At 60.5% G+C, this 13,126-nt stretch carries 13 protein-coding genes and 1 pseudogene; 9 read left to right on the forward strand and 5 right to left on the reverse strand.

Translation table 11 applies throughout. The annotated features are described in order from the left end of the window. Positions 1–59 precede the first annotated feature (59 nt). Entirely contained in the window at positions 60–3,422 is a 3,363-nt protein-coding gene (locus tag WDN46_12035) for a transglutaminase family protein (protein MEJ0094134.1), read from the forward strand. Positions 3,423–3,734: 312 nt separating this feature from the next. Here the strand turns inward: WDN46_12035 and WDN46_12040 are convergent, their stop codons facing one another. Then, entirely contained in the window at positions 3,735–4,229 is a 495-nt protein-coding gene (locus tag WDN46_12040; protein ID MEJ0094135.1) for an IS5 family transposase, read from the reverse strand. Continuing rightward, positions 4,118–4,501 carry an IS5 family transposase gene (locus WDN46_12045; GenBank protein ID MEJ0094136.1) on the reverse strand — a complete coding sequence of 128 codons (384 nt, stop codon included), beginning with the start codon at positions 4,499–4,501 and terminating at the stop codon, positions 4,118–4,120. The genes WDN46_12040 and WDN46_12045 overlap by 112 nt, the downstream gene beginning before the upstream one ends. Positions 4,502–5,335: 834 nt before the next feature. Here WDN46_12045 and WDN46_12050 point away from each other — a divergent pair. Together WDN46_12050 and WDN46_12055 are read left to right on the forward strand one after the other, a co-directional pair. Continuing rightward, on the forward strand, positions 5,336–5,839 hold the full coding sequence (locus WDN46_12050; protein MEJ0094137.1) for a helix-turn-helix transcriptional regulator: 504 nt from the start codon (positions 5,336–5,338) through the stop codon (positions 5,837–5,839). Continuing rightward, positions 5,839–6,495 (forward strand): hypothetical protein, encoded by a 657-nt coding sequence (locus WDN46_12055; protein MEJ0094138.1) that lies wholly within the window; start codon positions 5,839–5,841, stop codon positions 6,493–6,495. The genes WDN46_12050 and WDN46_12055 overlap by 1 nt, the downstream gene beginning before the upstream one ends. Before the next feature lie 458 nt (positions 6,496–6,953). Here WDN46_12055 and WDN46_12060 read toward each other — a convergent pair whose 3' ends face one another. Beyond that, entirely contained in the window at positions 6,954–7,601 is a 648-nt protein-coding gene (locus WDN46_12060; GenBank protein MEJ0094139.1) for an alpha/beta hydrolase, read from the reverse strand. Positions 7,602–7,736: 135 nt separating this feature from the next. On the opposite strand from WDN46_12060, the gene WDN46_12065 reads away from it, so the two are divergent. Next, positions 7,737–8,905, forward strand: a protein-coding gene (locus WDN46_12065) for an IS3 family transposase (GenBank protein ID MEJ0094140.1) whose coding sequence is annotated in 2 segments (ribosomal slippage) — positions 7,737–8,001 and positions 8,001–8,905 — 1,170 coding nt in all. Because the reading frame shifts where the segments join, the coding sequence is not laid out codon by codon here. Positions 8,906–8,933: 28 nt separating this feature from the next. Further along, a pseudogene (locus WDN46_12070) lies at positions 8,934–9,110 on the forward strand (IS481 family transposase). Between the two features lie 13 nt (positions 9,111–9,123). On the opposite strand, the gene WDN46_12075 reads toward WDN46_12070, so the two are convergent. Beyond that, on the reverse strand, positions 9,124–9,555 hold the full coding sequence (locus tag WDN46_12075; GenBank protein ID MEJ0094141.1) for a hypothetical protein: 432 nt from the start codon (positions 9,553–9,555) through the stop codon (positions 9,124–9,126). Next, positions 9,470–10,258, reverse strand: a complete 789-nt coding sequence (locus WDN46_12080; protein ID MEJ0094142.1) for an ImuA family protein — start codon at positions 10,256–10,258, stop codon at positions 9,470–9,472. The genes WDN46_12075 and WDN46_12080 overlap by 86 nt, the downstream gene beginning before the upstream one ends. A gap of 9 nt (positions 10,259–10,267) precedes the next feature. Here WDN46_12080 and WDN46_12085 point away from each other — a divergent pair, with 9 nt between their 5' ends. The 4 genes from WDN46_12085 to WDN46_12100 are packed head-to-tail and all read left to right on the forward strand — an operon-like array spanning position 10,268 to position 13,122. Then, entirely contained in the window at positions 10,268–11,500 is a 1,233-nt protein-coding gene (locus tag WDN46_12085; protein MEJ0094143.1) for a hypothetical protein, read from the forward strand. Beyond that, positions 11,500–12,147 carry an antitoxin gene (locus WDN46_12090; GenBank protein ID MEJ0094144.1) on the forward strand — a complete coding sequence of 216 codons (648 nt, stop codon included), beginning with the start codon at positions 11,500–11,502 and terminating at the stop codon, positions 12,145–12,147. Before WDN46_12085 ends, WDN46_12090 begins: the two co-directional genes overlap by 1 nt. Further along, positions 12,122–12,391, forward strand: a complete 270-nt coding sequence (locus WDN46_12095) for a hypothetical protein (protein ID MEJ0094145.1) — start codon at positions 12,122–12,124, stop codon at positions 12,389–12,391. The genes WDN46_12090 and WDN46_12095 overlap by 26 nt, the downstream gene beginning before the upstream one ends. A gap of 8 nt (positions 12,392–12,399) precedes the next feature. After that, positions 12,400–13,122, forward strand: a complete 723-nt coding sequence (locus WDN46_12100) for a caspase family protein (GenBank protein MEJ0094146.1) — start codon at positions 12,400–12,402, stop codon at positions 13,120–13,122. The last annotated feature ends 4 nt before the right edge of the window (positions 13,123–13,126 follow it).

Genomic DNA, 13,126 nt, shown 5'->3' on the forward strand with positions numbered 1-13,126 from the left:
GAAGTCTTGCAGGCGCTCTGCGGAAGACGGGCCGGACCGTAGCAATCGGATCAGCATCTTTGTCCATATCCGCGGCAATCCATCACGTAACGCACTACAAATATGATCGGCCAGTCGCGCTTGGACCGCAGATCATACGCCTCCGCCCAGCGCCGCATTGCAGGACCAAAATCCTCAACTATAGCCTCAAGGTTACGCCGCCGGATCATTTCGTGAATTGGCAGCAGGATCCGCACGGCAATTGGCAGGCGCGGTTTGTTTTTCCCGAGAAGGTGACTGAGTTCAAAGTCGAGGTTGATTTGACCGCCGATCTCGCGGTCATCAACCCATTCGATTTCTTCATCGAACCTTACGCTGAACAATTTCCTTTCGCTTATGAGCCTGATCTTCGGGCGGAGCTTTCGCCTTATCTTCAGCTCGATCCGCTCGGGCCGCGGCTCGCCGCCTATATTGCGGCGCTGCCGAAGGATCCAGTCCACGTCGTCACGTTTCTCGTCGATCTCAATGCGCGGCTGCAGAAGTCAATCCGCTACGTGATCCGAATGGAGCCCGGCGTTCAGACGCCAGAGGAAACGCTTGAACTAGGCTCCGGCTCGTGCCGCGATTCCGCCTGGACCCTTGTTCAGATGCTCCGCAGCCTCGGCCTCGCGGCGCGCTTCGTCTCCGGCTATCTCATCCAATTGCGCGCCGATATCGAACCCGTCGAGGGGCCAAAAGGAACGCAAGTTGATTTTACCGACTTGCATGCCTGGGCTGAAGTCTATCTGCCGGGCGCGGGCTGGATCGGCATGGACGCAACATCGGGCATGTTCTGCGCCGAAGGACATATTCCGGTTTCCGCCACGCCGCACTTTTCCTCCGCCGCCCCGATTTCCGGCGTTGTCGAGCCGGCCAATGTCGATTTCCATTTTGACATGAAAGTGACGCGCGTCGCCGAGGCGCCAAGGATCACGCTGCCATTTTCCGACGCGGCATGGGAAAAGCTCAACGCGCTTGGCGAACAAGTTGACGCCGATCTCGTCGCCCAGGACGTGCGCCTGACCATGGGCGGCGAGCCGACCTTCGTCTCGGTCGATGACTTTGAGTCCGAAGAATGGAACACCGCCGCCGTCGGCCCGACCAAACGCGCTTTCGCCGACGCCTTGATCCGGCGCGTGCGCGATCGGGTGGCGCCGGGCGGCATGCTGCATTATGGCCAGGGCAAATGGTATCCGGGAGAAACTCTGCCGCGTTGGGGCTTCTCGCTTTATTGGCGGAAGGACGGCCAGCCGATCTGGACCAATCCCGACCTCATCGGCGAGGTGGGCAAGACGCCCGCGGCTGGGTCGCAAAAGGCGGCGAGCGCGGACATCGCCTTGGCCGCCGCGCAACGAAAGCAAGCGGAAAATCTCACCATCGGGATAGCCGAACGCCTCGGGGTCGAGGCCGATTGCGTTCTGCCCGCCTTTGAGGATCCGGCGACCTGGATCCTCAAGGAAGGCAATTTGCCGGACAACGCCGATCCGCTCGATCCCAAGATCGAGGACGCCGAAGAGCGCAACCGGATGGTCCGCACCTTCGCGCGGGGCCTGACCAAAGCCTCGGGCTTTGTGCTTCCGGTGCAGCGCTGGAACGCCGTCGCCAGCGCGCAGCCCCACATGCGCTGGAAGAGCGAGAAATGGACCCTTCGACGCGGCAAGCTTTTCCTCGTGCCGGGCGATTCTCCGGTTGGATATCGGCTGCCCCTGTCGTCGCTGCCGTGGGTTCCGCCCTCGGCCTATCCTTACACGCACCCGCAGGATCCGCTTGAGGAGCGCGGGCCGTTGCCCGATGCGCGCGAACTGGCGCAGCGGGTCGAACATTTCGAGCGCTCGGCCGAACCGGCGACGGCGCGGCAGGAGCGCATCGAGCAGGAGGCGATCGAGGGCGCCGTCCGCACGGCGCTTTCAGTCGAGCCGCGCGACGGCGTCATTTGCGTCTTCATGCCTCCTGTCGAAAAACTGGACGACTATCTTGAACTTCTCGCCGCGGTCGAGGCCAGCGCCAAGGCGACCGGCGCAAAAATCTATATCGAGGGATATCCGCCGCCGTTCGATCCGCGCGTCGAAGTCATCAAAGTGACCCCCGATCCCGGCGTTATCGAGGTCAATATTCAGCCGGCCGCAAGCTGGCGCGCCGCCGTCGATACGACCAAGGGCCTCTATGAGGACGCGCGTCAGGTGCGCCTCGGGGCCGATAAATTCATGCTGGATGGGCGCCATACCGGCACCGGCGGCGGCAATCATGTCGTGCTCGGCGGCGCGACGCCGCCCGATTCGCCCTTCCTGCGGCGGCCAGACTTGTTAAAAAGCCTGGTGCTCTACTGGCAGCGCCATCCGTCGCTGTCCTATCTGTTCTCGGGGCTGTTTATTGGCCCAACGAGCCAGGCGCCGCGCATCGACGAAGCCCGTCACGATCAGCTCTATGAACTCGAAATCGCCTTGGCGAGCGTCCCGAGCCGCGGCGAGAAGATCCCGCTTTGGCTGGTCGACCGGCTGTTCCGCAATCTTCTGGTCGACGTGACCGGCAACACCCATCGCGCGGAAATCTGCATCGACAAACTATACTCGCCGGATGGGCCGACGGGGCGGCTGGGGCTGCTCGAATTCCGTGCATTTGAAATGCCGCCGGACGCCCGGATGAGTCTTGCGCAGCAATTGCTGCTGCGCGCGCTCGTCGCCTGGTTTTGGCGCGAGCCGCAGCAAGGCAATCTGGTGCGTTGGGGCACCGCCCTGCATGATCGATTCATGCTGCCCCATTTTATCTGGGAGGATTTTTTGGGCGTCCTCGCCGATCTCGCTCGGGCCGGCTATGCGTTCGATCCGGTCTGGTTTGAGGCGCAGCGCGAGTTTCGGTTTCCTTTCTGCGGCGCCATCGAGCATGGCGGCGTGAAAATTGAACTTCGTCAGGCTCTGGAGCCCTGGCACGTGATGGGCGAGACGGGCGCGATTGGCGGCACCGTGCGCTTCGTCGATTCCTCCATCGAGCGTTTGGAGGTGAAAGCGACGGGCTTCGTCGAGGGGCGCCATGTCATTGCTTGCAACGGCCGCCGGATGCCGCTGACGGCGACCGGAGTTTTGGGCGAGGCGGTCGCCGGCGTGCGCTTCAAAGCGTGGCAAGCCGCCGTGGGTCTGCATCCGACGACGCCGGTCCATGCGCCTTTGACCTTCGATCTCATCGACGCATGGAACGGGCGCTCGCTCGGCGGCTGCGTCTATCATGTCGCCCACCCCGGTGGGCGCAATTATGAGACGTTTCCGGTCAATTCCTATGAGGCCGAGGCGCGCCGCCTCGCGCGTTTCCAGGATTTTGGCCACACGCCCGGCCCCATCGCGACGCCCGCCGAAGAGCGCAACGCCGATTTTCCGCTGACCTTGGATCTGCGCCGTCCGCAGGGGGCATAGAATCAAGCTGTCGCGGTGCGCGGTGATGGAACTGGTAGAGTTTCTACGATGGGGCGGCGGTCCTTTGCTTCGTCCATTGAACGAGCAGGATGCGTCGCCAGCGAACATCCGCAAAATTCTAGTGTAGGGGCCGGTTTTGGCCGGAAGCGGGCGGTCCGCTTTGGGCGAGCGGGGCACCAAAGCGGCCATTCGCGTCTGCAGCGTCTATTGGCAGTTTGCCACCGAAGTTCGTCGATCAGGGGTTTCGCCGCCTCTCCGGTAAGCACACGTCGCTCCGGCAAACCACAGAACGTTCTAGGCAGTAGTGACGAATTACCTGAGCATGATAGCAATAGCGGCGAGCAATACGAAGCCTCGGTAGTTTGCGAGGAGCTTGTCGTATCGGGTTGCGACGCGCCGGAACTGCTTCAGTTTATTGAAGAAACGCTCGACGAGATTGCGCTCCTTGTAGAGCGCCTTGTCGTAGGGGAGCGGCGCGCGGCGATTGGATTTTGATGGGATCACCGGCTCAGCCTCACGCATAAGAACAGCCTTGCGCAAGTGATTGGCGTCATAACCTTTATCGGCGATGATCGCATCGGCCGCAAAGCCTTCGATCAGGGCGTGCGCTTTTGTGATGTCGTTGCGCTGCCCAGGTCCGAGAAGGAGCCGAACGGGGTTGCCGAGTGCGTCTGTCGCGGCGTGGATTTTGGTGCTCAAACCACCGCGAGAGCGGCCCAGGCCTTGGGCATCCGCCCTCCTTTGGCGATCCTTGCGCCGGCCGCGTGCTGATGGGCGCGCACGATTGTTGAGTCGATCATCAGCCATTCGAGATCGGCCTCGGCGGTGAATGCCTCAAGAAATCCGTCCAAGGCGCCGCGCTCGATCCAGCGATAGTAGCGGCGTTTCACCGCCTGATGGTCGCCGAAGCGTTCGGGCAGATCGCGCCAGCGGCCGCCCGAGCGGGCCATCCATAACAGCGCGTCGACGAAGCGTCGATTGTCGCAGCGCGGCCCGCGCTGGCCGGCTCTTCCGCCTGGCACAAGATCACAAAGCCGCTCCCATTGATCGTCTCGCAGCGCATCGACATCCCGAATCATCAAGGCTGATCTCCAAAAATCAGCCTTGAATCATGGAAAGATCCTCGCGAGAATCCCCCAAACGCCGAATTCGTCACCACGGCCTAGGAGGCACCCCACCCCCCAAAAATGGGTCGTCGACCGTGAGCTCGACCCTCAGCCGCGCGCCTTACGCCTCAAAATCACGCTAACCCAAATTTTTTATCTGGCCGCGATCATTCGGCCCGCGGGACAGCAGACTGTCACGCAGAGCTTTTCGGCCAATGTCATAGGGACATTTTTGACTTAGCCGTGGCCGTTTTGTAGCACTGAACAGCGAGGCTGATTCGCTGGATCACCCCTAGTTGAATTTGAGTTCAACACCTACTATAGTGCCTATGCAACGCCTCCGGCCGGTCCACCCGCGCAGGGCGTCCCGCGTTGTGCGAAGAGACTTGCATGTAACAGATGATATCTTTGATCTGCTTGCTGGTGGCTCCGCAGCGGCCACTGCTGACTTCCCAGACGCGCACGCTCACAGTCTTATCGATTCGTTTTTGCTCGGTGAATATGTGTCGGTTTGCCTATGCGGTGATCACGAGGCAGATCTAAAAAGGCTTCGAGCCGTCGATGAGGTTTGGGTCTTATGTTTCCGTCGAGTCCAACTAAATCAATGGCGCGTGATAGGCAGGTTCAGCAAACCGAACACGTTTGTGGGCCTTTCCATTCACCGTCGAGGCGAAATTAATACGTGGAAAAAGTACAACTCCGCAGCTCAAGCTTTTATATCGAAGTGGAATTCAACCCTTCACGGTCGTGCGCCGTTGAGGGGAAATCACTGGACAGATTATCTAACCGGACCCGTGCAGGATCGAGATGACCCATTCTCTTAAGACCTCAAAATTTGATGAAAACGAACGCGAGTTTTTGGGGTTAACCCTCGCGCGCCAAATTTTTGGTGCGCTCTATTTGGCGGTTCAATTTCGAAAAGCCTCGCAGGGTCTCAGTCGCGTCGATTTTGGCGACCGGACCGGGCGCGATAAAACGGGCGTTAGTAAGTTACTGAGCGGGCCGGGAAATTGGACGACGCGAACCATCTCCGATGTTGCAAACGCGCTTGAACTGGATGTGCAAATAACGTTCGTCGATCGGTACAATCCATATCGGGCGTTCACGCCTACCGGGATTAATTACCTCCCCGTTAATGTAGCCGCTCAAGGTTACATGAACTCAATGGGTGGAGCGAATAGTGGGATGATGGTTGAAGAGTGGCATCGGAATAGCACGAACATCCCGAAATTAGCCAGTCCTCAAGTCTCTCTGCCCCTGGCTGCGCCTTCGGTGCAAAACGCCGGTACGATTTCGCAAATGGTCGCCTAATGAGAGTGCTTTCCTACCTCGAAGCAAGCGTAACATGGACCGCTTCCTGGGACGAGGTACGTCCTTTAGCCGGCGCTGCGCACGGGGTCGTTCTTGAATTCCTTCAGAAGCGGTATTCGTTTGCGAGTGCTAGCCAATCTCCATCGAGCCAGGCTACGGGTTTCGTAACGCCATTCCTGCAGATTGGCAGCTTTGAAGGACGCTCGCCCCCCTCGCCGATCGGACAAATAGATTTTCAGCCGGCAGCAATCGTTGTTTCGTCATCGACGACGGAAGCCGCCATCGAAATTTTCGACGATGTGATGAGCAGTCTGGAATCCGAGTTTGGATTTCGTACGCCGCCTGACCGGCCCAGAAAATACGCGAGCACAATAGTATCACAATTGGATTTTCGTATTTCTGAGGCGCTGTCGAAGTGGAGCGGTGTCTTGGACTTTATTAAAAAGTATCAAGGGGATAACGGAAGTACAATGGCGCCTGTTTCTGTGCGGTTTATGGCCTTGGATGGCGGCCAGCCTTCAGTTAATCAATTTACGTTTGAAAGACGGTTCCCTATCATTGATGGGGACGAAAGAATATTTACGCTTGCTCCCCTAAGTACCACGGACCATGAGCTTCTTCTTCAGCATATCGAAACAATATTCGGAAAAGCGTGAGCTCGTATTCCGAATCTTAGATTTAGGCCGGAGATAGGCCGTATAAAGGATCGGTTCCGGGGGGAGATAGCCGAGAATTTGCATCGGGCAGATCTGACCACGCTCGAGAGGTCCGAACATATAGCGGAGTGGGTGCGGCTCGCAGATAAACTGGTAAACTGGCCCAACTTGGGCCAGTTTCTAAAGGTGGTCGCGGAAACGAGGGCGGAACTCGCCTGGCCGCTCGCGAGATTGGCGTTGAGCGCAAAGCGGTCGGTCGGGCTGATAGAATCGCTTCGCTCTTTGATGATGCCAAAGAGGCAGCGCGCGAGGCCGGGCTCGACGATAACCAATCTGTTCTGCTGAAGGTGGCGCGAATCGATCCCGCGCGGCAAGTCCAGGTAGTTGGGGATATCGGCGACAAGTTGCCCGGAGAGGTCAGCCTACAGTCGCAGCTGTCGACATCCCGCTGCGATCGCTTACTCATTGACCAAAGCCGCCATCGTCTCTTCGAAAGCCGTCAGCATCGGATAATGGCTCGTATCGATCGTAATGACTCGCATAGCTGGGTCGGATTCCATCTCTGCAAGGCGGGTGGTCATGGGCGACTCGCCATACCCTGTGCAGACCACGTAAGAGACTGGAATATCCGGGCGGACCTTTAGGGCCGTCACCGGTTGATAAACGGTGCGCCAGGGTTGCGCGGTGAACCTCGGTTCAAGGTACGCTTCAATCGCCGGATCGTTCACGCCGAACACTGACAATGGAAATGGCGGCAACGGCAGGTTCTTGTCCTTATAGGTGTCAAAGAACGCCCTTTGATCTGGCGTGAGATAATCGACGAGCGCTCGTCCGTCCTCTGGCATGAAGGCGTCGAGATAGATCAGCTCTTTGATGCGCTCGGGGATGCGCGCGAGAACCCCGGTGACCACCATGCCGCCGTAGCTCCAGCCAACCAAAGTGATGTCTCGCAAACCCTCCATTTCGATGTGCGCGACAACGTCCTGGATATGGGTCTCCAGATCAGCGGTGTCATTGCCGGTATGCCCCGCTCGCCAAGGCCTGTCAGGGTCGGCGCGGTCGCCGTGTGGCCGAGCGCCCGCAGGCGAACGAGCACGTCTCGCCAGGCAAAGCCGCCCAGAAAACCGCTGTGGACAAGGACGAAAGTGCGGTGTGCAGCGTTACTCATAAAAACTGGTCTGCCCCCTGAAAAGTGATCCTCCGTGAAGTATGGGCTTATGAGCCTGATGGAGGACTGCGCAATGCCGAGGAAAAGACACAAGGCGGAAGAGATCGTCGCGAAGCTACGGCAAGTCGAAGTGCTTAGCGCGCAAGGGCGACCGGTCGCGGAGGCGATCCGCTCGATAGGGGTGACGGAAGTTACATACTATCGATGGCGGTCGGAATACGGCGGCCTGAAGGGCGATCAGGTGAAGCGGCTGAAGGAGCTGGAGGCGGAGAATACGCGGCTCCGTCGAGCGGTGTCCGATTTGACGCTTGAGAAGCTGATCCTGAAAGAGGCTGCCTCGGGAAACTTCTGAGCTCCGCGCGTCGTCGCGCCTGCGTGGAGCATGTGATCGCCGAACATGGCGTTTCCGAGCGGTTCGCTTGCCGGGTTCTCGGTCAGCATCGCTCCACGCAGCGCAAGGTTCCGACCAAGCCCGATGACGAAGCGGCATTGATCGCCGACATCACGGCGCTCGCCATCCAGTACGGCCGCTATGGCTACCGCCGCATCACGGCGATGTTGTGGGAGCGAGGCTGGAAGGTCAACGTCAAACGGGTCGAGCGGATCTGGCGACGCGAGGGGCTGAAAGTTCCGGCCAGACAACCCAAGCGCGGGCGTCTCTGGCTCAATGACGGCTCGTGCGTCCGGCTGCGCCCGCAATGCCCCAACCACGTCTGGTCCTATGACTTCGTCGAGGACCGCACTCATGATGGCAGGAAATATCGCATGCTGAATATCATCGACGAATTTACCCGCGAATGCATCGCGATCAGGATTAACCGGCAGCTGAAGGCAGCGGACGTCATCGACGTTCTCTCGGACCTCTTCATCTTGCGAGGGGTTCCGATCCACATTCGTTCCGACAACGGCCCGGAGTTCATCGCCAAGGCGTTGCGTGACTGGATTGCCGCCGTCGGCGCGAAGACCGCCTACATCATGCCGGGCAGTCCCTGGGAGAACGGCTATTGCGAGAGCTTCAACTCGAAGCTGCGCGACGAGCTTTTGAATGGTGAAATCTTCTACACTCTCAAGGAGGCGAAGGTCGTCATTGAGCGATGGCGACGCCACTACAACACCGTGCGCCCGCACTCATCGCTGGGCTACAAGCCGCCAGTCCCGGAGACCCTGCAATGGCCGGCTTCGCAATCCGGACCAGCTTCGCCCGCCACGCCAGCAATAGCGCCAGGGCCGACAATGCACTAACATTCAAACTGGATCACCCCATGGGGGCAGGCCATTCCATTACCCCAATAGCGAGAGCCTCAAAGCGCATGTCCTCGCCTTCGTCGCAGCCTACAACTTCGCCAAGCATCTCAAGGCCTTGCGGTGGAAAACGCCGTTCGAGGCGATGGTTCACGCCTGGACAACCGATCCTTCAATCTTCAAAATCAACCCGCGTCACCTCATTCGGGACCAAACAACTAGCGGCTACCGTCATCTCGGACGAGTCGGCCGCCGTCGCCGGCGCGGCGCCAAAGGTCGTCGATCGACGCGAAGGGCTGGTTGGCGCCAGTGGAATCCATAACCAGCCCGTCAGGCGCATCGGCCGCGACGATCGGGGCATATCGCTGCAGCATCCACAGCGCCAGCCGCTCCAGCGCCTCGGCGTCGGCGGCGGGATCGGCGTCCTGGATCATCAGTCCCTGCACCAGCGCCTGAGCCTTGGTGGCGGGCATGCCGACGCGCAGGCCGGCGGCCTGGGCGACAGCGTCCGCCGCCAGCACCACCCGCCGTCTCCCGTCCCGTCCGACCAGGATGAGCGGCGCCTCAGGCGGAGGCGCTGCGTCGCCCGTCTTCCGCCTGACCCGGTCCGTGGACAAGGTCGGCAGGAAGACGGAGATGACTCGTGTCATCGCACGCCTCCAATTCAAAATCGGCGCTCTGACCGGCGCGGCAACGGATCAGCTCGATCAGCCAGCGCGGCCGGCCGACCCCTGGGACGGGGAGTGGTGTGGACGGCAGCGCCGAGACGCGCCAGCGCGACGTCGCGGCCGTCGGTTGCCCGAAATCAGATGCTTCGGTCTGTCGGCACCAGCGCCGGAGCGCGATGCCGAGGGTCCCCGATCCTTCGGCAGCGAGCTGAAGCCGCCGCGAAGCGGTCATCGGCAGGCGGGCGACTTCGGCCACCACGGTGCCCAGGCCGCCGTGCCGAAGTCCCTCTTCAAAGCAAGCGAGGACGGTCTTGTCGTCGCCGCCTTCGAGATAGATGACGCGATCGGATTTCAGGCCGGCTTGAGAGAGCGCCGGCGCGAAAAGGTCTGGCCGCGTAATGCACCAGAGAACTTTGCCTTGCGTGCGGGCGGCGATCCCGGCGGCGAATAGCGCAGCGGCCGCGCCGTCGATCGCGCCGTTTCCCCCGCCGGCGACCTCATGCAATGCACCGCGGGGGAGCCCACCGCCTGGAAGTCGTGAGTCCACCGCGGCGAGACCGAAGGGCAACACCGTTGTTGTGCGCCGGTGCCGGCCTTCGATCTGCCGGACCTGGAAGCGCAGCGACTCAAGGGCGGACGGGGCCACACGGCGTAAAGTGTCCTCCTCGGCACAGTGACGAGTCATGTTCTCTATTTGTTCGATGGATGGGCCGAAAGAGTGAAGGCGACTGTTATCAGAGAGGATGGCATCCATGTTCACTGCGCAGTAAATATTGCCATATCGGAGAAGATTCGCCATAAGAGGCATATTTACTGCGCAGTGAAGAAAGCTACGATCACATCCATGCACTCTGAGCGAGCCTTGGTAGAAAGCGTTCTGGAGACCCTTCGCGGGCTGCCACAAGCTCACGCTGAACTCGGTCTGTGGGAACAGCCGACCGGCCGTGATCGCGGCTACGACGCCCGCATCGATCTGCAGATCGGGGGCGAGTCCGTGAGCCTTCTGATTGAAGCGAAGCGCGCCGTCTATCCCAGAGATGTGCGGGAGATCATCTGGCAGATGCGCCGATACATGGACCATGCGCCGTCGGAACGAGCCAACGAGCAGCGGCTCCCTCTCATCGTTGCGGAATCGATCTCCCCAGGTGCGAAGGAACTGCTCCGCGAAGAGCAGGTGGGTTATTTCGACAGCGGAGGAAGTCTATTTATTCCTGCGCGCGGCGCCTACGTCTACATCGAAAAACCACCGCCGAAGCCGGTAGCGAAGGTGTTGCGGTCATTGTTCTCCGGCCGCCGAACACAGGTGCTCCATGCGCTCCTTGTTCGTCCCCGCACATGGGTGAGCGTCAAAGAGCTCGCTGAGCAATCGCAAGCCTCGCCCGCGACGGTATCGCAGGTCATGACCGAGCTTGAGCGGTTTGATTGGCTGGAGATTCGGGGCCAGGGGCCGAGCAAAGAGCGCCTTCTGCGAGAACCGGGCGCCTTGCTCGACGCATGGTCGAAGCAGCTCGGACTAGGTCGCTCACCTGCGCTCCGCCGCTATTACGTACCGGCAATCAAGCCCACGGACTTACCGGAGCGGCTGGATCGTGTGTTCGAGCAGCACCAAGCGGCTTACGCGATTACGCATGAAGCAGCAGCGCAACGCTACGCGCCATTTCTCTCCAGTGTCTCGCAGGTCCGTTGCCGCCTGATGCCAGGGCGACCGGTGGAAGAGGCGCTTGGCGCGCTCGACGCCCGGGTCGTCACGGAGGGCGCAAACCTCGCGGTCATCGAAATAAAGTCTTCGGGCGAACTGCTGTTTCGCGAAAAGGTCGACGGGGTGTGGCTTGCCAGTCCCGTCCAGGTCTATCTCGACCTCGTGCGCAGCGAAGGTCGCGCAAAGGAGATGGCCGAGCACCTGCGCCGCGAGAGGATCGGGTTCTGATGGCCAAGCCCGCTACTCTCGATGGATATGCCGACGCCTACACACTCGACTGTGAACGGGTGCTACTGACGCTCCTCCGTGGTCTCGGCCCGTGGAAGAATTCGGTCTTTCTGGTGGGCGGGCTGACACCGAGATATCTCGTCAGAGCGCGACCGCCAGAAGTTCCGCCGCATGCGGGCACCCAGGACGTCGACATCGTCATCGACCTTCAGCTTCTTGCCGACACCGACGCCTATCACACGCTCGAGGACAACCTGCGGAAGCTCGGGTTCGAGCGAGCGACCAATGACAAGGGCCAAAAGCTCTCGTGGCGGTGGCAGACTCGGACGGAGCATGGCGCCTTGATGATTCTCGAATTGCTTGCTGACGCCCCAGAGATCGCCGGCGGCAAGGTGCAGCCCTTGCCGACGGACGGTAAGATCTCGGCCCTGAACATACCGCATTCGTCGATCGTTTTCGACCTGTATCAGACGGCCGAGATCCAAGCCGAGCTCCTCGGAGGGGCCGGTGTCGCGACTGAACTTGTCAGGCACGCCAATCTTGTCAGCTTCACCTGCCTGAAGGCGTTCGCGTTTGACCAGAGGTTCGAGCGCAAGGATGCGCATGACCTAATCTATTGCATTGAGCATGCCCCCCGAGGGCTTTGACGCCGCTGCGGCGGCGTTCCGTGAAGCCCTAGCCGGAAAACATGGCGCGGTACTGGGTGACACGCTCGCGATCCTCCGACGCAGATTCTGTTCGGATGAGAAGGTTGAGGGCTACCGCAAGGATGGACCGGTTGCGGTCGCCCTCTTCGAGCAAGGCGAAGAACCCGATATGCGCGAGGCGCGCGTGCTGCGGCAACGCGAGTCGAGCGATCTGGTCGAACGTTTGCTCGCTCTGACCGGCTAGGGGATGATATGGCGACGAGCGCAGTCTTTGTAGGCATCAACAAACACCGCGATCCGGCGATTCCGGAACTCGGTAGTGCGCGACGCGATGCTACAGCCCTCTGGGCTCTGTTCACTGATACGATCGACGGCCTTGCAGCGCGCCTACTTGTCGATGAGCGCGCAACGCATGCGGAGGTATCCGCAGCGGTCCTCGGCACGCTCGATGCCGCGCGAGAGGACGACGTGGTCATCGTGGGCTTCGCCGGTCATGGCTCGCCAGACGGCAGTTTGGTGCTGTTTGATACAGATGCCGGCGACTTGGCAGGCACCGCACTTCCCATGGCCGCCTTGGCCGACGCCTTCAAGAAGACGAAGGCTCGGGCCGTATTGTGCATTCTCGACTGCTGTTTCAGCGGACAGGCTCCCGCACGCGTCCTTGAAGTGGAAGCGCGACCGCGGAACGCGTTCGCGCTAACCGGAGTATATGGTGAAGGCAGGATCCTACTAGCCGCCTGCTCCACAACCGAGGCCGCCTGGGAACAACCGGGAACCGGGCACGGGCTTCTCACCTTCGCAGCGATCGAGGCGCTCACCAAGGCCACGGGAGAGACAGTCAGCTTTCCCCAAGGTAGCCGGCGAGATTATTCGCCTTACCCGGGTCGAGGCAGAGCGGATCGGTGTGACCCAGACGCCCGTCTTTCTCGGGAGCGTTCAGGGCGGACTCGTATTCCCAATACTGAGACGTGGTGACAAC

Source organism: Methylocella sp. (assembly GCA_037200525.1).
Taxonomy (GTDB): domain Bacteria; phylum Pseudomonadota; class Alphaproteobacteria; order Rhizobiales; family Beijerinckiaceae; genus Methylocapsa.